Here is a 20,185-nt window from a genome sequence, read left to right as displayed (position 1 = left end):
GAGTTGCGAGCTACGAGCTTCAAGCAAAAGCTAAGCGAACATCACTTGTCGCTCGCGGCTTGTAGCTGTTCTTAGAAAAGAACCCGGCTACGGATAGTGCCGTTGATGTGCTGCAGCTTCTCTTGCGCCAGGTCCGAGTACTCGGCGTCGACGTCGATCACCACGTAGCCAACCTTCTCGTTGGTCTGCAGGAACTGACCGGAGATGTTGATGCCGTTTTCGGCGAAGACCTTGTTGATCTCGCTCATCACACCCGGAATGTTCTCGTGGATGTGCAGCAGGCGGTGCTTGCCAGGGTGAGCCGGCAGGGCCACTTCCGGGAAGTTTACCGACGAAACCGAAGTACCGTTGTCGCTGTACTTGACCAGTTTTTCTGCCACTTCCAGACCGATGTTGGCTTGCGCTTCAGCGGTCGAGCCACCGATGTGCGGGGTCAGGATCACGTTGTCGAGGCCACGCAGCGGGCTTTCGAACTCTTCGTCGTTGGAGCGTGGCTCCACCGGGAACACGTCGATGGCTGCGCCGATCAGGTGCTTGTCCTTGATCGCGTCCGCCAGGGCGTCCAGCTCGACCACGGTACCGCGCGCCGCGTTGATCAGGATGCCGCCCTTTTTGATGGCGCGGATTTCCTTCTCGCCGATCATCCACTGGGTCGCAGCGGTTTCCGGAACGTGCAGGGTGACGATGTCGGACATGCCCAGCAGCTCGGTCAGGCTACCGATCTGGGTAGCGTTGCCCAGCGGCAGCTTGGTCACGGTGTCGTAGAAATACACCTGCATGCCCAGGCCTTCAGCCAGAACCGACAACTGAGTACCGATCGAGCCGTAGCCGACGATGCCCAGTTTCTTGCCACGGATCTCGAAGGAGTTGGCCGCGGATTTGATCCAGCCGCCACGGTGGCAGGAAGCGTTTTTCTCAGGGATGCCGCGCAGCAGCAGGATCGCTTCGGCCAGTACCAGCTCGGCAACGGAGCGGGTGTTGGAGTACGGCGCGTTGAACACGGCGATACCGCGCTCGCGGGCAGCACTCAGGTCAACCTGGTTGGTGCCGATGCAGAAACAGCCGACCGCAACCAGTTTCTTCGCGTGATCGAAGATCTCTTCGGTCAGTTGGGTGCGCGAACGAATGCCGATGAAGTGAGCGTCAGCGATCTTTTCCTTGAGCTGGGCTTCCGGCAAGGAACCTGTCAGGTATTCGATGCTGGTGTAGCCCGCCGCCTTGAGGACGTCGACAGCCGATTGGTGGACGCCTTCGAGAAGAAGGAACTTGATCTTGCTCTTATCGAGAGAAGTCTTGCTCATCTGCGTAAACCTGTATCCCGGAGAAAAATGGCAGGAAATGGTCAACAGACGCTGACCCGGACGACAAGAAAGTCGTCTCCGCGGATCTGGCCTTGGGCACTGTCCTGCGGGGTCGATATGCTAGCATAGCCTCCCCGCTAAACACTCATTCCTGCGACGTGAAGCGTTCTCAGGATGACCATGAATTGTTCGAGAGTTCTGTCGATGACCAATCCTGCCCTGATTGATGAACTGAAGACCCTGGTCGAGCCTGGCAAGGTCCTGACCGATGCCGACTCCCTGAATGCGTACGGCAAGGATTGGACCAAGCACTTCGCCCCGGCGCCCAGCGCCATTGTGTTTCCCAAGACCATCGAGCAGGTGCAGGCCGTGGTTCGCTGGGCCAATACGCACAAGGTCTCCCTGGTGCCATCGGGCGGGCGCACCGGGCTTTCCGCTGCTGCGGTGGCCGCGAATGGCGAAGTGGTCGTCTCGTTCGACTACATGAATCAGATTCTCGATGTGAACCTCACCGACCGCACCGCCGTTTGTCAGCCGGGCGTGGTCACCGAGCATCTGCAGAACGTCGCCGAAGAAAAAGGCCTGTATTACCCGGTCGACTTCGCTTCCGCAGGTTCCAGCCAGATTGGCGGCAACATCGGCACCAATGCCGGCGGGATCAAGGTGATTCGCTACGGCATGACCCGCAACTGGGTCGCCGGCATGAAAGTCGTCACCGGCAAGGGCGACGTGCTCGAACTGAACAAAGACCTGATCAAGAACGCCACCGGTTACGACCTGCGTCAGCTGTTCATTGGCGCTGAAGGCACGCTGGGTTTCGTCGTCGAAGCGACCATGCGCCTCGATCGCGCACCGAAAAATCTTACCGCGATGGTCCTCGGCACCGCCGATTTCGACTCGATCATGCCGGTGCTGCACGCGTTCCAGGGCAAGCTCGACCTGACCGCGTTCGAGTTCTTCTCCGATAAAGCTTTGGCCAAAGTCATGGGCCGTGGCGATGTGCCGGCGCCGTTCGAAACCGATTGCCCGTTCTATGCGCTGCTGGAGTTTGAAGCGACCACCGAAGAAGTGGCCAACAGCGCACTGGAAACCTTCGAGCATTGCGTCGAGCAGGGCTGGGTGCTGGATGGCGTGATGAGCCAGAGCGAAACCCAGCTGCAGAACCTGTGGAAGTTGCGCGAATACATTTCCGAGACCATCTCGCACTGGACGCCGTACAAGAACGACATCTCGGTCACGGTTTCGAAAGTTCCGGCGTTCCTAAAGGAAATCGACGCGATCGTCGGTGAACACTATCCGGACTTCGAAATCGTCTGGTTCGGCCACATCGGCGATGGCAACCTGCACTTGAACATCCTCAAGCCGGATAACCTGAGCAAGGACGAGTTCTTCGCCAAGTGCGCGACCGTCAACAAGTGGGTGTTCGAAACCGTCGAGAAGTACAACGGTTCGATTTCCGCCGAACATGGTGTCGGCATGACCAAACGCGATTACTTGACCTACAGCCGTTCGCCGGTTGAGATCGAGTACATGAAAGCGGTAAAAGCGGTGTTCGACCCGAACGGCATCATGAACCCGGGCAAGATTTTCGCGGTTTGATCTGTAATCTTTGATGAATCAATGAAGGCAGGAGTCGGTAAATGAGCTATCAGCACCAGTACGTCGACGGCACGCGCATCCACTTCCCTATCGGGAAAGTCGTGTGCATTGGCCGTAATTACGCCGAACACGCCAAGGAACTGGACAACCCGGTGCCTACCGAGCCGTTGCTGTTCATCAAGCCGGGCAGTTGTGTGGTTGAGCTGGAAGGCGGTTTCGCCATTCCGACCGAGCGCGGTTCGGTGCACTACGAAGCGGAAATCGCTGTGTTGATCGGCAAACCGTTGTCGACCAAGCCAAGCCGTGAAGAGGTGCTCGATGCGATCTCCGGTTTCGCCCCGGCGCTGGATCTGACCCTGCGTGACAAGCAGGCCGAGCTGAAAGCCAAGGGCCTGCCGTGGGAAATCGCCAAATCGTTCGATGGCGCGGCAGTGATCGCTCCGTTCGTGGTCGGCAGCACTTTCGCTGATCTGACTGACATCGGCATTCGCCTGACCATCAACGGCGAAGTCCGCCAGGACGGCAACAGCAGCGCGATGCTCAACCCGATCGTGCCGATGATCCAGCACATGGCTGGCTGCTTCTCGCTGCAGGCCGGCGACGTGATCCTCACCGGCACGCCAGTCGGCGTCGGCCCGCTGAATGTTGGCGATGACATCGTCCTCGAACTGCCGGGCGCGAGCAGCTTCACCAGCAGCGTGCGCTGATCGCAACACTGCAAATCCTGGTGGGAGCTAGCCCTGCTGGCGATGGCGCCAGGTCGGTCAACGATGATGTCGACTGACCTGGCGCCATCGCCAGCAGGGCTAGCTCCCACCTTTGTTATGTGATCCACCTTGCAAACGTGCAGGGCAATCCCGCCATTTGCCGTTTTTTTCACATCCTGTCTGGATAATTCCCGCAATTCTGGCGTCTGAGCCGGCCTCTTTGTGCTATTACCCATAGCCTGAATTTCTGGAACGCGTCCTTCGATGTCCTCTCAAACTCAGCTCAAACCCGTCCGCCGCTCCCGTTTTGCTTTGCGTTGGTATGCCTGGCTGTTGCTGGCCATTGCTGCCGCTTATGGCCTGGCGTTCGCCATGCATTGGGATGACCGTGGCGTCCTGTGGGTGCTGGAGCGTTTCGAGAGCCCGACTGAGCAGAAGGAAAGCGTCTGGCTGCCGGACTATCGCGCGGTGATCGACGCGAAATTGCTGCCGGGCATGGAAAAGGACGAGGCTTCCGACCTGTCCTATAACCCGCAGACCAAAACCCTGTTTTCGGTGATGGGCAAGAATCCGTTCCTCGCCGAGCTGAGCTTGCAAGGCGATGTCCTGCGCAAGATGCCACTCAAGGGCTGGAGCAATCCCGAAGGTCTGACGGTCATGGAAAACGGCTTGATGGCGATCGTCGATGAGCGCGAGCACATGCTGTCGATCGTCAAGGTCGATGCCGACACCCGCGAGCTGAACATCGCCGATTTCCCGAAATACGACCTTGGCCCGTCGAAAGACCAGAACAAAGCTTTCGAAGCCATCACCTGGGACTCGCGCAATCAGCAACTGCTGCTGGGTGAGGAGCGCCCACCGGCGCTGTTCACCTGGAAAAGTGACGGCAGCCAGACGCTGAAGGGCGACAAACAGAAGCTGGACAGTGATGAGCTGGATATCCGCAATCTTTCGGCGCTGGCGATTGACCCGCGCACTGGCCATACATTGGTGCTCTCCGCTGATTCGCACCTGCTGCTGGAACTGGACGAGAAGGGCGAACAGGTCAGTTTCATGACCTTGCTTGGCGGTTTCAACGGCCTGAAGAAAACCATTCCGCGCGCCGAAGGCGTGACCATGGACGAGGCGGGCACGCTGTACATGGTCAGCGAACCGAACCTGTTTTATCGCTTCGAAAAGCAGAAGTAACTTTCCCTACGGCAATTGCAGATTTGTGCGGTTGTCCTGACAGGCAAGTGGCCATTAAGCTTCAGTTCAGACGGGCGTGATATTTCATCCGCCTGTTTTGACTCCGAGCCCGCCCGAATGCGTCGACTTGCCCGTCCCAAACCTCTGTTTATCCTTTTGTCGGTGATGGCCCTGATTGCGTTGATTGCGATCGGCCAATACATGCGCCTGTTCGAGCGTGCCTGGTTCAATCTGCATACGTTGTGGCAGCCGCAGAGCACTCAATCCATTGGTTTGGATCAATACCGGGTGGAAATCGAAGCGCGGGTCATCGACGGTCTGAACGACGATGTTTCAGCACTGACCTTCGATCCGGTGCGCAAAAGCCTGTTCACCGTGACCAACAAGAATGCCGAATTGGTCGAGCTTTCGCTGGAGGGCAAGATCCTGCGCCGCATCGCCCTGATCGGCTTCGGCGACCCTGAGGCAGTCGAATTCATCAGCGCCGACACCTATGTCATCACCGATGAACGCCAGCAGCGCTTGATCAAGATTCATCTGGAAAAAGACACGACCTTCCTCGATGCGGCCGACGCCGAGCAGATGACCCTTGGTGTGCACATGAGTGGCAACAAGGGGTTCGAGGGGTTGGCCTATGATTCAGTCGGCAAGCGTCTGTTCGTTGCGAAAGAGCGCGATCCGATGCTGATCTACGAAGTGCACGGCTTTCCGCACTTCAATCCGGAAAAGTCCTACGCGGTGCACGTTATCAACAACCCCAAGCGCGATGCGGGAATGTTCGTGCGTGATCTGTCGAGTTTGCAGTACGACGAGCGCAGCGGGCATTTGCTGGCGCTGTCGGATGAGTCGCGGTTGATTCTGGAACTGGATGTCGATGGGCGCCCGTTGAGCACCATGTCTATCAGCGGTGGCCGCCAAGGTTTGAAGAAAACCGTGCCGCAAGCGGAAGGCATTGCGATGGATGATGACGGCACGCTGTATCTGGTGAGCGAACCGAATCTGTTCTACGTCTTCAAAAAACCGGCACAGCCTTAACCCACACCACAAAACACTGTGGGAGCTGGCTTGCCAGCGATGGCGGTCTGTCATTCAACATTGTTGTCGAATCTGACGGCCTCATCGCTGCAAGTCGAATCGTCGCACCGCAGCTCCCACAGGTTTTTTATCTGCCCATAAATAGTGGGCAGTTTGGCTTACTCAGCCTTCAGGGTTTTCACGCCTTCGCTGGTACCCAGCAACAACAGATCCGCCGGGCGCGCAGCGAACAAACCATTGGTGACCACGCCGACGATTGCATTGATCTGCGCTTCCAGCTCCACCGGGTTGGTGATCTGCAGGTTGAACACGTCGAGAATGATGTTGCCGTTGTCAGTCAACACGCCTTCGCGGTACACCGGGTCGCCGCCCAGTTTTACCAATTGACGCGCGACGTGGCTGCGGGCCATCGGAATCACTTCGACCGGCAGCGGAAACTCGCCCAGCACCGGCACCAGTTTGCTGGCGTCGGCGATGCAGATGAAGGTTTTGGCCACAGCTGCAACGATCTTCTCGCGGGTCAGGGCCGCGCCGCCGCCCTTGATCAGGTTCAGGTGCGCGTCGCTTTCGTCGGCGCCATCCACGTAGAACTCCAGATCGCTAACCGTGTTCAGCTCATACACCGGAATACCGTGGCCCTTGAGGCGCGCGGCGGTGGCTTCCGAGCTGGCGACCGCGCCATCGAACGCGCCTTTGTGCTGCGCCAGTGCGTCGATGAAGCAGTTAGCGGTGGAGCCGGTGCCGACCCCGACGATGCTCTTGTCGTCGAGTTTCGGAAGGATGAAGTCGACGGCGGCCTGGGCCACTGCCTGTTTGAGTTGATCCTGGGTCATGCGGGCTCCGGAAGCGGGCAAGGTGAGAACGGAAAGGCCGGCATTATAGCCGCAAGCGCGGCTAAAACCTCTGGATTCGTGTGGTCGTGCGGGCAAAAGCCGGGTTAGACTCCTCGGTCCCGCTCAACCGCTCAGTGATGCTTTCCGATGCTCGAACAGTACGTCAAAAAGATCCTCACCTCGCGCGTTTATGACGTTGCCGTAGAAACCCCGCTGCAGAACGCTCGCCAGCTCTCCGAGCGGCTGGGCAACGACATTTGGCTCAAGCGCGAAGACTTGCAGCCGGTGTTCTCGTTCAAGATTCGCGGCGCCTACAACAAACTGACGCAACTGAGCGATGAAGAGCGCGCCCGTGGCGTGGTCACCGCGTCGGCGGGCAACCATGCGCAGGGCCTGGCCCTGGCGGCGAAAGTGCTGGGCGTCAAAGCCACCATCGTCATGCCCAAGACCACCCCCGAGATCAAAGTCGAAGGCGTGCGTTCGCGCGGCGGCAAAGTGGTGCTGCACGGTGATTCGTTCCCGGAAGCCCTGGCCTACTCGCTGAAACTGGTCGACGAAAAAGGCTACGTCTACATTCACCCTTACGACGATCCACACACCATCGCCGGGCAAGGCACCGTCGCGATGGAAATTCTGCGTCAGCATCCGCAGCCGCTGGACGCGATTTTCGTCCCGGTCGGCGGCGGCGGTTTGATCGCCGGTATCGCTGCCTACGTGAAATATCTGCGCCCGGACATCAAAGTCATCGGCGTCGAGCCGGACGACTCCAACTGCCTGCAAGCCGCGATGGCGGCCGGTGAGCGCGTGGTGCTGCCGACCGTGGGCATCTTCGCCGACGGCGTTGCGGTGGCGCAGATTGGCCAGCACACCTTCGATATCTGCAAAGACTATGTCGATGAAGTGATCACCGTCAGCACCGACGAGATCTGCGCGGCGATCAAGGATATCTACGACGATACCCGCTCGATCACCGAACCTGCCGGCGCCTTGGGTGTGGCCGGCATCAAAAAATACGTCGAACAGCGCGGCGTCAGCGGCCAGACGTTCGTCGCCATCGATTCCGGCGCCAACGTCAACTTCGACCGTCTGCGCCACGTCGCCGAGCGCGCCGAGCTAGGCGAAGGCCGCGAAGCGATCATCGCCGTGACCATCCCCGAGAAGGCCGGCAGCTTCAAAGCGTTCTGCGAGGCCGTGGGCAAGCGCCAGATCACCGAATTCAACTACCGCTACAACACCGGCAGCGAAGCGCACATTTTCGTCGGCGTGCAGACCCACCCGGATAACGACCCGCGCAGCGCGCTGCTGGCGAGCCTGACCGAGCAGGGTTTCCCGGTCATCGACCTGACCGACAACGAACTGGCCAAGCTGCATATCCGTCATATGGTCGGCGGTCACGCGGCGCACGTGATTGATGAAGTGGTGTTCCGCTTCGAATTTCCGGAACGTCCGGGTGCGCTGTTCAACTTCCTCAGCAAGCTCGGCGGGCGCTGGAACATCTCGATGTTCCATTATCGCAACCACGGTGCGGCTGATGGTCGTGTGGTCGCTGGCCTGCAAGTGCCGCACGACGAGCGTCATCTGGTGCCGGCCGCCCTTGAGGAAATCGGCTACCCGTATTGGGACGAAAGCGACAACCCGGCCTATCAGCTGTTTCTTGGCTGAGCGGCTACGCTGATGGGCATGGCCCAAGGAAGAGAAATTCATGGAAACCCTGACCACCCTGAAAGTCCTTCACGTCGCGGCGACCGTGGTGATCCTTGCCAGTGGGATGGGGCTCGCTGCTCTTTCCTGGCGTAATCGCAGCGAAGGGCCGGCCTGCACGATGCAGCGTCCCTGGTTGTTTATCTGGTGTTTGATGCTGATCGGTATGCTGAGCATGCCTTTCACCGGCTGGTGGTTGGTCCACCTGATCGGCTGGCCACTGGGGCAGTTCTGGATTCTGGGGTCCAGCGTGATCTATGCCGTGGCCACGTTGAGTGCAGTGTGGTTGCTGGTGCGGCTTAATCGGCTGTGGACTAGCGGGGTTGGTAACTGGAAATTCACGTTGGCGCTGGCAATTGTCAGCGGCATCGGATTTCTCGCCATTGCCGGGTTGATGGGTGCCAAGCCTGTTTAAGGCTATATACCGAGTCGAGCCAATCGCTGGCAAGCCAGCTCCCACAGGGATCTTCAGTGAACACGGATATTGTGGGCAGCCGAAAAACCTGTGGGAGCTGGCTTGCCAGCGATGGCGTAATCAGCCGCGCAACGAAATCACCGGCCAACCCCGCTTCTCGGCTTCGGCACGCAAATTCGGATCCGGATCAACCGCCACCGGATTCGCCACTTGCTCCAGCAACGGCAGATCATTCATCGAATCGCTGTAGAAATAGCTGTCATCCAGCGAATACCCGGTCTCTTCCAGCCAACGGTTCAGGCGCGTCACCTTGCCTTCGCGGAAACACGGAATATCCGTGCTGCGCCCGCTGTAACGGCCATCAACCATTTCGCATTCAGTGGCGATCAGGGTTTCAACGCCCAGACGCACAGCAATCGGCGCGGTCACGAAGCGGTTGGTCGCGGTGATGATCACCAGTTTGTCGCCGGCGTCGCGGTGCTTTTTCAGCAGCTCCAGCGCTTTGGGCAGCATGATCGGCTCGATGCAGTCGCGCATGTAATCGCTGTGCCATTGATCGAGCACGGCCATTTCGGTGCGGCCGAGGATCTCCAGGCAGAAGTTCAGGTACGCGGCGTTATCCAGTTTGCCGGCCAGGTAATCCTGATAGAACTCGTCGTTGCGCGCTTTGTACGCAATCGGATCGAGGAAGCCGCGTTCACACAGATAGTCGCCCCAGGCGTGATCGCTGTCGCCGCCCAGAAGGGTGTTGTCCAAATCGAAGAGTGCCAGGCGCATTGCAGTTACCCGCTGATAAGTCTGTAAAAAGGCGACAAGAATACGGTCTTTTCACAAGAGTGCACATAAGGTAGGAAGCTTCGTTGCCGCCTTATCAACCTTTGTGGAACAATGCGGCGACATGCGTTTGCGAGGTTGTTGCCGTGATCGACCCCGATGGTTTCCGCCCCAATGTCGGGATCATTCTGACGAATGACGCCGGCCAGGTGCTATGGGCTCGCCGTATCAATCAAGATGCCTGGCAGTTTCCGCAAGGGGGAATCAACCCTGAAGAGACGCCGGAAGACGCCTTGTACCGCGAGCTGAACGAAGAAGTTGGCCTGGAACGTGAAGATGTTGAAATACTGGCCTGTACTCGAGGCTGGTTGCGCTATCGTTTGCCGCAACGTCTGGTGCGTACCCACAGCCAACCGCTGTGCATCGGCCAGAAACAGAAATGGTTTCTCCTGCGCCTGATCTCCAACGAGCAGCGGGTGCGGATGGATTTGACCGGTAAACCGGAATTCGATGGCTGGCGCTGGGTCAGCTATTGGTATCCGTTGGGCCAGGTGGTGACATTCAAGCGCGAGGTGTATCGCCGCGCCCTCAAAGAGCTTGCCCCGCGCCTTTTAGCGCGCGACTGACGACGGAGTTCGACCCCGAGCCATGCTCAATACGCTGCGCAAGATCGTCCAGGAAGTTAACTCCGCCAAGGATCTCAAGGCGGCGTTGGGGATTATTGTGTTGCGCGTCAAAGAGGCCATGGGCAGCCAGGTCTGCTCGGTCTACCTGCTTGATCCCGAGACCAACCGCTTCGTCCTGATGGCCACCGAGGGCTTGAACAAGCGCTCGATCGGCAAGGTCAGCATGGCACCCAACGAAGGTCTGGTCGGTCTGGTCGGCACGCGTGAAGAACCCCTGAACCTCGAAAACGCTGCGGATCACCCGCGCTATCGCTACTTTGCCGAGACCGGTGAAGAGCGTTACGCCTCGTTCCTCGGTGCACCGATCATTCACCACCGCCGCGTCGTCGGCGTGTTGGTCATCCAGCAAAAGGAACGCCGTCAGTTCGACGAAGGTGAAGAAGCCTTCCTCGTGACCATGAGCGCGCAGCTTGCCGGCGTTATCGCCCACGCCGAGGCCACCGGTTCGATCCGGGGTCTGGGTCGTCAGGGTAAAGGCATTCAGGAAGCCAAGTTCGTCGGCGTACCGGGTTCGCCGGGTGCCGCCGTCGGTACTGCAGTGGTCATGCTGCCGCCGGCCGATCTCGACGTGGTGCCGGACAAGACCATCACCGATATCAACGCCGAGCTGGCGCTGTTCAAGACCGCCATCGAAGGCGTGCGCGCCGACATGCGCGCGTTGTCCGCCAAGCTTGCGACGCAGTTGCGCCCGGAAGAACGCGCGCTGTTCGACGTCTACCTGATGATGCTCGACGATGCCTCGCTGGGCAGCGAAATCACCACCGTGATCAAGACCGGTCAGTGGGCCCAGGGCGCGCTGCGTCAGGTAGTCACTGAGCACGTAAACCGTTTCGAACTGATGGACGACGCCTACCTGCGCGAGCGGGCATCGGACGTCAAAGACCTCGGCCGCCGCCTGCTCGCTTATTTGCAGGAAGAGCGCCAGCAGAACCTGGTCTACCCGGAAAAAACCATTCTGGTCAGCGAAGAACTGACGCCGGCGATGCTCGGCGAGGTGCCGGAAGGCACGCTGGTCGGTCTGGTCTCGGTACTCGGTTCGGGTAACTCGCACGTCGCGATCCTTGCCCGAGCGATGGGCATTCCGACGGTGATGGGTCTGGTCGACCTGCCGTACGCCAAGGTCGACGGCATCGAGATGATCGTCGACGGCACTCGCGGCGAGGTCTACACCAACCCGAGCGAAGTGCTGCGCAAGCAGTTCGCCGAAGTCGTTGAAGAAGAGAAACAACTGGCGCTGGGCCTCGATACCCTGCGCGACCTGCCGTGCGTGACCCTCGACGGTCACCGCATGCCGTTGTGGGTCAACACCGGTTTGCTCGCCGATGTGGCGCGGGCGCAGAAGCGTGGCGCCGAAGGTGTCGGCCTGTACCGCACCGAAGTGCCGTTCATGATCAACCAGCGCTTCCCGAGCGAGAAGGAACAACTGGCGATTTACCGCGAGCAGCTCGCCGCGTTCCACCCGCAACCGGTGACCATGCGCAGCCTCGACATCGGTGGTGACAAGTCGCTGTCGTACTTCCCGATCAAGGAAGACAACCCGTTCCTCGGCTGGCGCGGCATTCGCGTCACCCTCGACCATCCGGAAATCTTCCTGGTGCAGACCCGCGCGATGCTCAAGGCCAGCGAAGGCCTGAACAACCTGCGGATTCTGCTGCCGATGATCTCCGGCACCCATGAACTCGAAGAAGCCCTGCACCTGATTCACCGTGCCTGGGGCGAAGTGCGCGACGAAGGCACCGACGTGCCGATGCCGCCGATTGGCGTGATGATCGAGATTCCGGCAGCGGTGTACCAGACCAAGGAGCTGGCGCGGATGGTCGACTTCCTGTCCGTCGGTTCCAACGACTTGACCCAGTACCTGCTGGCGGTCGACCGCAACAACCCGCGTGTGGCCGATCTCTACGACTACCTGCATCCGGCGGTGCTGCAAGCCCTGCAAACCGTGGTGCGTGATGCCCATGCCGAAGGCAAACCGGTGAGTATCTGCGGCGAGATGGCCGGTGATCCGGCAGCGGCGGTGCTGTTGATGGCGATGGGTTTCGACAGTTTGTCGATGAACGCCACCAACTTGCCGAAGGTGAAGTGGATGTTGCGTCAGGTCAATCTGAGCAAGGCGAAGGATTTGCTGGCTGAGCTGATGACCATCGATAACCCGCAAGTTATCCACAGTTCGCTGCAATTGGCACTGAAGAACCTTGGGTTGTCGAAGATGAATCCGCCGGCGGTCGTCAAAGTTCTCTAAAAGATCGCAGCCTGCGACAGCGCCTACATGGAACGTGTATTCCTGTAGCAGCTGCCGCAGGCTGCGATCTTTAGATTCTGATATCCACCTCGCCCAAATGCCCGCCATACGGCCCGAAACTGCGCTCGACCATCCGCCTTGTGCCGTCCGCCTGCACGATCAACGCCGTACTCGCCCGCGTGCCGTAACTCTGGCTGGCAATAAACACACTCGACAACAAAGCCTCAGTCGCCATGCCGACCCCGGTATCTGGCAATTCGGCAGACGGGGCGGTCTGCGCATCACTCAACAATGCCAACAAATGTTCAGGCTGCGGATCATCCAGCACCGCACTCAACGCACCCTTGGCCTTGAGCAGCTTCGGCCACGGCGTATCCAGCCCGGCATTCGACAGCCCATAAACCCCAGGCGGCAACATCACCGGCTCCGACATCCGCGCATTGAAATGCCACAGCTCATGACTATTACCGAGCAGCAGATTGAACCCGGCATATTCCGCCGAACGCCCGACCACTTCGCTCAAATAATCATCAATCGACTGATCCCCGGTCAGAAACCGAGCCACCAATTCCCCTCGCGATTTACGCGCGGGCGGCTGTTGCGGATCACGAATATTGGTCAGCGCAGCGAAGCGCCCATGGGCGCCGATCCCCAGCCAGGTGCCCCCAGCCTCCAGATCACGTCCGGCATGCACATGTGGCGCCTCTGGCCATTGCGCCAGTGGCAAACTGGGCCGGGCGTAAAACTCGTCACGGTTGGCCGCGACGATCAGCGGCTGGGCATGGCCCGGGCGCCAGGCGAAAACAATCAGGCACATAAGGTGGTCCTTGTGTGTTTTTTGTCCACTGTACGCATCCGGCGTCCGTGCATCCATCGCAAGTGGAGCAGGAGGCCATGCATCCGTTACCATGCCGCTCCGGTTTTGGGGATGCGGTCTGGGGAGACGGTCATGGAATTTCTGCTCTATCTGGCGCTGGGCGCCTGTGCGGGCGTGCTGGCCGGACTGTTCGGCGTCGGCGGCGGGATCATTATTGTCCCGGTGCTGGTGTTCAGTTTCACCCTGCAGGGCTTTGATCAGTCGATCCTGACTCATCTGGCGGTCGGTACGTCGCTGGCGACGATCATCTTCACTTCGGTCAATGCCGTGCGTGAACACCACCGTCGCGGCGCGGTGCGCTGGCCGATCTTCATGTGGATGGCCGTCGGCATTCTGTTGGGCGCCGGTTTCGGTGCACTGACGGCAGAGGCGATCTCCGGCCCGCACCTGCAAAAGATCATCGGCGTGTTCGCCTTGATCATCTCGGTGCAACTGGCGCTGGACATCAAGCCCAAGGCCAGCCGAACCGTGCCGGGCAAATTCGGTCTGACCGTGGCCGGCAGCATCATTGGTTGGGCTTCAGCGATTTTCGGCGTCGGCGGCGGCTCGCTGACCGTGCCGTTCCTGACCTGGCGCAGCGTGCCGATGCAACAAGCGGTGGCGACCTCATCGGCCTGCGGGCTGCCGATTGCCTTGGTCAGTGCATTAAGTTTCATGATTCTGGGCTGGCACGATCCGTTGTTGCCGCCGCATAGTCTCGGTTTTGTGTATTTGCCGGCGTTGTTGGGCATCGCCCTGACCAGCATGATCTTCGCCCGCATCGGTGCGCGTTTGGCGCATCGGTTGTCGCCGCGCTTGCTGAAACGGCTGTTCGCCGCTTTGCTGTTCAGCGTGGGTGTGAGCTTCCTGCTTTAACCGTCGCAATCCTGGCTTAATCCTGAGGTGGCAGCGTCGCCCGGGAATTTTGGTTTCAACTCTAACGAGGAGTCGCAATGCTGCCTTACCCGCAGATCGACCCGGTGGCACTGGCCATCGGTCCGCTGAAAATCCACTGGTACGGTCTGATGTACCTGATCGGCATCGGCGGTGCGTGGCTGCTGGCGTCGCGCCGGCTCAACCGTTTCGACCCGACCTGGACCAAGGAGAAACTCTCCGACATGGTCTTCTGGATGTCGATGGGCGTGATCGTCGGCGGACGTCTGGGTTACGTGCTGTTCTACGATCTGAGCGCCTACCTGGCCAACCCGACGCTGATTTTCGAAGTGTGGAAGGGCGGCATGTCGTTCCACGGCGGTTTCATCGGCGTGATGCTCGCGGCCTTGTGGTTCGGCAAGCGCAACGGCAAGTCGTTCTTCCAGTTGATGGACTTCGTCGCACCGATGGTGCCGATCGGTCTGGGCGCCGGGCGTATCGGTAATTTCATCAACGCCGAGTTGTGGGGCAAAGCCACCGACGTGCCGTGGGCCATGGTCTTCCCGCCATTCAGCGATCCGGCGCAACTGCCGCGTCACCCGTCGCAGCTGTATCAGTTCGCGCTCGAAGGCGTGGCGCTGTTCCTGATCCTGTGGATTTTCTCGCGCAAACCGCGTCCGACCATGGCCGTATCGGGCATGTTCGCGTTGTTCTACGGCATCTTCCGTTTCATCGTCGAATTCGTCCGCGTGCCGGATGCGCAACTGGGCTATCTGGCCTGGAACTGGCTGACCATGGGCCAAGTGCTCTGCGTACCGATGATCGTCGGCGGGCTGTTCCTGATCTGGCTGGCCTATCGTCGCGCACCGGCAGCACCACTCGCGCCGACGGCTTAAACTACGAACCCCGGCGCGCGACGCCGGGGCTCAAAGGACACAGGTAACTCATGAAGCAATATCTCGAACTGGTCTCGCACGTCATCAAGAACGGCAGCAAACAGGCCAACCGCACCGGCATCAACACCATCAGCTTCCCGGGTGCGATGCTGCGTTTCGATCTGCAGGAAGGTTTCCCGGCGATCACCACGCGCAAAATGGCCTTCAAATCGGCCATCGGCGAGATGTGCGGATTTCTCCGTGGCGTGAACAACGCCGCTGAATTCCGTGCGCTGGGCTGCAAGGTCTGGGACCAGAACGCCAACGAAAACGCGCAGTGGCTGGCCAACCCGTTCCGTCAGGGCGACGACGATCTCGGCGAAATCTACGGCGTGCAATGGCGCAAATGGCCGGCGTACAAGCAGATCCCGCTGAGCAACAGCGCCGCCATCGAGCAAACACTGAGCAACGGCTACAAGCAGATCGCTCAGGGCGAAGAAGACGGCCAGGCTTACGTGGTGCTGTACAAAGCCATCGACCAGGTTCGTCAGTGCGTCGATACGATCATCAAGGACCCGGGCAGCCGCCGCATCCTGTTCCACGGCTGGAACGTCGCTCAGCTCGATGAAATGGCCCTGCCGCCTTGCCACTTGCTGTACCAGTTCCACCCGAACGTCGAGACCAAGGAAATTTCCCTGACCCTCTACATCCGCTCCAACGATCTGGGTCTGGGCACACCGTTCAACCTCACCGAAGGCGCCGCGCTGCTGAGCCTGATCGGTCGCCTGACCGGCTACACACCGCGCTGGTTCACCTATTTCATCGGTGATGCGCACGTCTACGAGAACCATCTGGGCATGCTCAACGAACAGCTCAAGCGCGAGCCGTTCGCCATGCCGAAGCTGAAGATCTCGGATCGTGTGCCGGAATTTGCCAAGACTGGTGTGTATCAGCCGGAATGGCTGGAGCTGGTCGAACCGAGCGATTTCTCGCTGGAAGGTTACGAGCATCACGCGCCAATGACCGCGCCAATGGCGGTTTAAGCCACAACGCAATACCCCTGTGGGAGCTAGCCCTGCTAGCGATAGGGCTGTCAGGTTCAACAGTGATGTTGACTGACAGTCCGCTATCGCTAGCAGGGCTAGCTCCCACAGTGTTTTGTGGTGTTGTTAGTGGCCGTGGCTGCGGCCTACATGGGAATGCTCAACTTCCGTCGCGACAACCCCGCCACTCACTTCCAGCCGCTGCAAAATCCCGCATTGATCCGCCCCCGGCCCTTCGCCACAACGTTGGCGCAGGTCGAGCAGTTGTGTCTGCAACGCCAGCAACCCATCAATCCGCGCCTTCACATGCTGAATGTGTTCGTCGATCAGCGTATTCACGCTTTCACACTGATCCTGCGGGCTATCACGCATGGCGAGCAGGCTGCGGATTTCTTCGAGGGTCATGTCGAGGGTGCGGCAGTTGCGGATGAAGGTCAGGCGTTCGGCGTGGGCCTGGGTGTAGACGCGGTAGTTGCCGTCGCTGCGGGCCGGTTCCGGCAAGAGGTTTTCGCGCTCGTAGTAGCGGATGGTTTCCACGGCGCAGTCGGTCAGCTTGGCCAGTTCTCCGATCTTCATGAGGGCAATCTCCAAAAGGGTGCTTGACCCTATAGTGGCTACAGGGTCTTTACTTGGCAACAGGCACCTTCATGGACGCGACCAATGAGCGATTCCCAGCACACCCACAAGCCCGGCGACGGCCACGATCACAGTCATAAATTGCAGCCTGTGCATCAGCATGCCCATGGCAGCGATTCTTGCTGCGGATCGAAAGTCGCAGCGCCGGCCCCGGTGCATGCGCACGAAGATTCTTGCTGCTCGTCGAACGCCGCCGCGCCTGCGTTGGTGCAACTCAGCGAAAAGACCACTACCGACGCACGGCTTAGCAGTTTCCGCATCGAGGCGATGGACTGCCCGACCGAGCAGACGCTGATCCAGAACAAACTCGGCAAACTCGCTGGTGTGCAGCAACTGGAATTCAACTTGATCAACCGTGTACTCGGCGTTACCCACAACCTGCCGGGTACTGAGCCGATCACCGAGGCGATCAAATCCCTCGGCATGCACGCCGAGCCGCTGGAGGCGGGCGTCGAATCGCCGGCCCCGGCGCCGGTGAAAAAACACTGGTGGCCGTTGGCGTTGTCCGGTGTCGGCGCGCTCGCCGCCGAAGTCATTCATTTCACCAACGCCGCGCCCACCTGGGTGGTCGCAATTATCGCGCTGGTGTCGATTCTCAGCGGTGGCCTGACCACCTATAAAAAGGGCTGGATCGCCCTGAAGAACCGCAACCTCAACATCAACGCGCTGATGAGCATCGCCGTGACTGGTGCCATCCTCATCGGCCAATGGCCGGAAGCGGCGATGGTGATGTTCCTGTTCACCGTCGCCGAGTTGATCGAAGCACGTTCGCTGGACCGTGCGCGCAATGCGATCAGCGGCCTGATGCAGATGACGCCAGAGCAAGCCACGGTGTTGCAGGCTGACGGTTCGTGGGTCGAACAGGAGGTGAAAAGCGTCGAACTTGGCGCCCGCGTGCGAGTGAAGCCCGGCGAGCGCATTGCGCTGGACGGCGAAGTGCTCAGCGGCAACTCGACCATCGACCAAGCGCCGATCACAGGGGAAAGCCTGCCGGTCGAGAAAACCGTCGGCGACAAAGTCTTCGCTGGCACCATCAATCAGGCCGGTTCGCTGGAATACGCGGTCACTGCAGCGGCGAACAACTCGACCCTGGCGCGGATCATCCACGCCGTCGAACAGGCTCAAGGCGCACGCGCACCGACCCAGCGCTTCGTCGATCAATTCTCGAAAATCTACACGCCTGCGGTGTTCTTGTTTGCCTTGGCCGTGGCGATCATCCCGCCGCTGTTCATGGGCGCGGTGTGGTTCGACTGGATCTACCGCGCGCTGGTGTTGCTGGTGGTGGCGTGCCCATGTGCACTGGTGATTTCGACCCCGGTGACCATCGTCAGCGGCCTCGCCGCGGCAGCGCGCAAAGGCATTTTGGTCAAGGGCGGCGTGTACCTTGAGGGCGGATTCAAGCTCGATTATCTGGCGCTGGATAAAACCGGGACGATCACCCACGGCAAACCGGTGCAGACCGACTACTTGTCGCTGGACCCGACCGCCGATGCCACGGCTCCGGCAATTGCGGCGGCGTTGGCAGGGCGTTCAGACCACCCGGTGTCGCTGGCCATCGCCAACGCCGCTGTGGATAAAAACTTCGACGCGTTGATTGTGGATAACTTCGAAGCGCTGGGCGGGCGTGGGGTCAAAGGCGAAATCAACGGCCAGACCTACCACTTGGGCAACCATCGTCTGGTAGAAGAACTCGGCCTGTGCTCGCCAGCACTGGAAGAAAAACTCTTCGCGCTGGAGAAACAGGGCAAGTCCGTGGTGCTGCTGCTCGACAGCTCCGGCCCGTTGGCGCTGTTCGCCGTGGCCGACACCGTCAAGGAAACCAGCCGCGAAGCGATACGTCAGTTGCACGAACTCGGGGTGAAAACCCTGATGCTCACCGGCGACAACGTGCACACCGCCCAGGCGATTGCTGCGCAGGTCGGAATCGACGAGGCCCGTGGTGACTTGCTGCCGACCGACAAACTGCAAGCCATCGAAGATCTGTACAAGCAGGGTCATCGCGTCGGCATGGTCGGCGACGGCATCAACGATGCCCCGGCACTGGCTCGCGCCGAAATCGGTTTTGCCATGGCCGCTGCCGGCACCGACACCGCCATTGAAACTGCCGATGTCGCCTTGATGGACGACGATCTGCGCAAGATCCCCGCGTTCATCAGCCTGTCGCGCAGTACCGCCAGCATCTTGAAACAGAACATCGCGCTGGCCCTGGTGATCAAAGCTATCTTTCTTGCGGTAACCTTCGCCGGGCTCGCCACCATGTGGATGGCGGTGTTCGCCGACATGGGCGTGAGCCTGTTGGTGGTGTTCAACGGTTTGCGCCTGCTGCGCAAATAGATGAGGAAGGGTTGTGCTGAGTGCCGAGCTGAAAGCGTTTTACATGGTCGCCCGCCTGGGCAGCATCACGCTGGCGGCGAAAAAACTCGGCCTCAGCCAACCGACCGTGACCACGCAGATCCGCAATCTGGAAAGCCAGTATTCGGTGGAGCTGTTCTACCGAGGCGGTCGCCGCCTCAGCGTTAGCGATGAAGGCGCGCGATTGCTGCCGATGGTCAAGACGCTGTTGCAACAGGAAGCGGATATCGAGTTTTTCCTGCGCAACAGCGGTCAGGTGCAAGGCACTTTGCGCATTGCCGCGACGGCGCCGTATTACATTCTCGATCTGGTAAAGACTTTTCGCGAGCGCTTGCCGCAGGTCGAGGTGTCGGTGGAAATCGGCAACTCGCAGCAGGTGCTCGAAGCGCTGGAGGATTACCGCGTGGACATCGCTGCGTCGTCGCAATTGCTCGATGACGCGCGGTTGATTCGTCGGGTGCTGGGCACTGATCCGCTGGTGCTGGCGGTGCATCGCAATCATCCGCTGGCGGCGCAGGAGCATGTTGTGTTGAGTGCGCTGGCCGGGCATACGCTGTTGATGCGCGAGTCGGGTTCGACCACGCGGCGATTGACTGAAGAGTTGCTCGCGACTGCGGGGGTGAGCTTCGGACCGTTGCTGGAGATTGGCAGTCGAGAGTCGATTCGTGAGGCGGTGCTGCGCAATATCGGCATCAGCATCATTGCCCGGCAGGAAGTGCCGCATGATCCGCAATTGCGCGTGCTGACGATCGAGAATGCGCCGCAGATTCCTGAGTACCTTTACTGCCTCAAAGAAAGGAAGGGTGCTCGGTTGCCCGCGGCGTTCCTAGGCCTGGCCCAGGAAATGTCCGCGGCCTGAGATCTTCAGTGCCTGTGCTGGCCTCATCGCTGGCAAGCCAGCTCCCACAAGGATCTTCAGTGAATGCAGATTTTGTGAGCACCAGAAATACCTGTGGGAGCTGGCTTGCCAGCGATGAGGCCAGATCAAACAACCCATGATCTGAATCCTCTGAACCAAAATCCCCGAATACCACTATCACCAGTTTTTGCCTCGTTGCCACATGACGGA

At 59.8% G+C, this 20,185-nt stretch carries 18 protein-coding genes; 13 read left to right on the top strand and 5 right to left on the bottom strand.

From position 1 onward, the window contains the following. Positions 1-71: 71 nt before the first annotated feature. Positions 72-1,301, bottom strand: a complete 1,230-nt coding sequence (serA, locus tag AC3Y64_RS26665) for a phosphoglycerate dehydrogenase (RefSeq protein ID WP_008085296.1) — start codon at positions 1,299-1,301, stop codon at positions 72-74. Positions 1,302-1,505: 204 nt separating this feature from the next. On the opposite strand from serA, the gene AC3Y64_RS26660 reads away from it, so the two are divergent. The 4 genes from AC3Y64_RS26660 (at position 1,506) to AC3Y64_RS26645 (ending at position 5,830) form a co-directional block, all read left to right on the top strand. Next, on the top strand, positions 1,506-2,900 hold the full coding sequence (locus tag AC3Y64_RS26660) for an FAD-binding oxidoreductase (protein ID WP_489985786.1): 1,395 nt from the start codon (positions 1,506-1,508) through the stop codon (positions 2,898-2,900). A 41-nt stretch (positions 2,901-2,941) separates the two neighbouring features. After that, positions 2,942-3,607 (top strand): fumarylacetoacetate hydrolase family protein, encoded by a 666-nt coding sequence (locus AC3Y64_RS26655; RefSeq protein ID WP_158958003.1) that lies wholly within the window; start codon positions 2,942-2,944, stop codon positions 3,605-3,607. Positions 3,608-3,871: 264 nt separating this feature from the next. Beyond that, the gene (locus AC3Y64_RS26650; RefSeq protein WP_489985785.1) at positions 3,872-4,795 is read left to right on the top strand and encodes an SdiA-regulated domain-containing protein; all 924 of its coding nucleotides are present in this window, start codon (positions 3,872-3,874) and stop codon (positions 4,793-4,795) included. Positions 4,796-4,912: 117 nt separating this feature from the next. After that, the gene (locus AC3Y64_RS26645) at positions 4,913-5,830 is read left to right on the top strand and encodes an SdiA-regulated domain-containing protein (RefSeq protein ID WP_489985784.1); all 918 of its coding nucleotides are present in this window, start codon (positions 4,913-4,915) and stop codon (positions 5,828-5,830) included. A 158-nt stretch (positions 5,831-5,988) separates the two neighbouring features. Here the strand turns inward: AC3Y64_RS26645 and rpiA are convergent, their stop codons facing one another. Next, on the bottom strand, positions 5,989-6,663 hold the full coding sequence (gene rpiA, locus AC3Y64_RS26640) for a ribose-5-phosphate isomerase RpiA (RefSeq protein WP_007913886.1): 675 nt from the start codon (positions 6,661-6,663) through the stop codon (positions 5,989-5,991). A gap of 147 nt (positions 6,664-6,810) precedes the next feature. On the opposite strand from rpiA, the gene ilvA reads away from it, so the two are divergent. Together ilvA and AC3Y64_RS26630 are read left to right on the top strand one after the other, a co-directional pair. Next, the gene (gene ilvA / locus AC3Y64_RS26635) at positions 6,811-8,325 is read left to right on the top strand and encodes a threonine ammonia-lyase, biosynthetic (protein ID WP_489985783.1); all 1,515 of its coding nucleotides are present in this window, start codon (positions 6,811-6,813) and stop codon (positions 8,323-8,325) included. A gap of 40 nt (positions 8,326-8,365) precedes the next feature. After that, on the top strand, positions 8,366-8,779 hold the full coding sequence (locus tag AC3Y64_RS26630; RefSeq protein ID WP_489985782.1) for a DUF2269 family protein: 414 nt from the start codon (positions 8,366-8,368) through the stop codon (positions 8,777-8,779). 120 nt (positions 8,780-8,899) lie between these two features. Here AC3Y64_RS26630 and AC3Y64_RS26625 read toward each other — a convergent pair whose 3' ends face one another. Further along, positions 8,900-9,556, bottom strand: a complete 657-nt coding sequence (locus tag AC3Y64_RS26625) for a histidinol-phosphatase (RefSeq protein ID WP_489985781.1) — start codon at positions 9,554-9,556, stop codon at positions 8,900-8,902. Between the two features lie 143 nt (positions 9,557-9,699). Here AC3Y64_RS26625 and AC3Y64_RS26620 point away from each other — a divergent pair, with 143 nt between their 5' ends. Next, positions 9,700-10,179, top strand: coding sequence for an RNA pyrophosphohydrolase (locus AC3Y64_RS26620; RefSeq protein WP_003229203.1), 480 nt, complete (start codon positions 9,700-9,702; stop codon positions 10,177-10,179). A 22-nt stretch (positions 10,180-10,201) separates the two neighbouring features. Further along, a complete protein-coding gene (ptsP, locus tag AC3Y64_RS26615; protein ID WP_489985780.1) occupies positions 10,202-12,481 on the top strand; it encodes a phosphoenolpyruvate--protein phosphotransferase in 2,280 nt (759 codons plus the stop codon). 70 nt (positions 12,482-12,551) lie between these two features. Here the strand turns inward: ptsP and AC3Y64_RS26610 are convergent, their stop codons facing one another. Further along, the gene (locus AC3Y64_RS26610; RefSeq protein WP_489985779.1) at positions 12,552-13,298 is read right to left on the bottom strand and encodes an NRDE family protein; all 747 of its coding nucleotides are present in this window, start codon (positions 13,296-13,298) and stop codon (positions 12,552-12,554) included. A gap of 132 nt (positions 13,299-13,430) precedes the next feature. Between AC3Y64_RS26610 and AC3Y64_RS26605 the strand changes: the two genes are divergently transcribed. The 3 genes from AC3Y64_RS26605 to AC3Y64_RS26595 all read left to right on the top strand — a co-directional run bounded on the left by AC3Y64_RS26605 (position 13,431) and on the right by AC3Y64_RS26595 (position 16,128). Continuing rightward, positions 13,431-14,213 carry a sulfite exporter TauE/SafE family protein gene (locus AC3Y64_RS26605; protein WP_150706344.1) on the top strand — a complete coding sequence of 261 codons (783 nt, stop codon included), beginning with the start codon at positions 13,431-13,433 and terminating at the stop codon, positions 14,211-14,213. 77 nt (positions 14,214-14,290) lie between these two features. Continuing rightward, the gene (lgt, locus tag AC3Y64_RS26600) at positions 14,291-15,106 is read left to right on the top strand and encodes a prolipoprotein diacylglyceryl transferase (protein ID WP_007913003.1); all 816 of its coding nucleotides are present in this window, start codon (positions 14,291-14,293) and stop codon (positions 15,104-15,106) included. A gap of 50 nt (positions 15,107-15,156) precedes the next feature. Continuing rightward, a complete protein-coding gene (locus AC3Y64_RS26595; RefSeq protein WP_489985778.1) occupies positions 15,157-16,128 on the top strand; it encodes a thymidylate synthase in 972 nt (323 codons plus the stop codon). A gap of 126 nt (positions 16,129-16,254) precedes the next feature. Here the strand turns inward: AC3Y64_RS26595 and cadR are convergent, their stop codons facing one another. Next, on the bottom strand, positions 16,255-16,704 hold the full coding sequence (cadR, locus tag AC3Y64_RS26590) for a Cd(II)/Pb(II)-responsive transcriptional regulator (RefSeq protein WP_008088440.1): 450 nt from the start codon (positions 16,702-16,704) through the stop codon (positions 16,255-16,257). An 84-nt stretch (positions 16,705-16,788) separates the two neighbouring features. Here cadR and AC3Y64_RS26585 point away from each other — a divergent pair, with 84 nt between their 5' ends. Together AC3Y64_RS26585 and AC3Y64_RS26580 are read left to right on the top strand one after the other, a co-directional pair. Then, complete coding sequence (locus tag AC3Y64_RS26585) at positions 16,789-19,098, top strand: heavy metal translocating P-type ATPase (protein ID WP_489985777.1); 2,310 nt, start codon at positions 16,789-16,791, stop codon at positions 19,096-19,098. A gap of 13 nt (positions 19,099-19,111) precedes the next feature. Further along, complete coding sequence (locus AC3Y64_RS26580; protein WP_489985776.1) at positions 19,112-19,975, top strand: LysR family transcriptional regulator; 864 nt, start codon at positions 19,112-19,114, stop codon at positions 19,973-19,975. The last annotated feature ends 210 nt before the right edge of the window (positions 19,976-20,185 follow it).

It is taken from the genome of Pseudomonas sp. 4CAES_32.4 (genome assembly GCF_058136335.1).
Note: the sequence above shows the minus strand (reverse complement) of the source record. Positions and strands in the feature narration are given on the sequence as shown.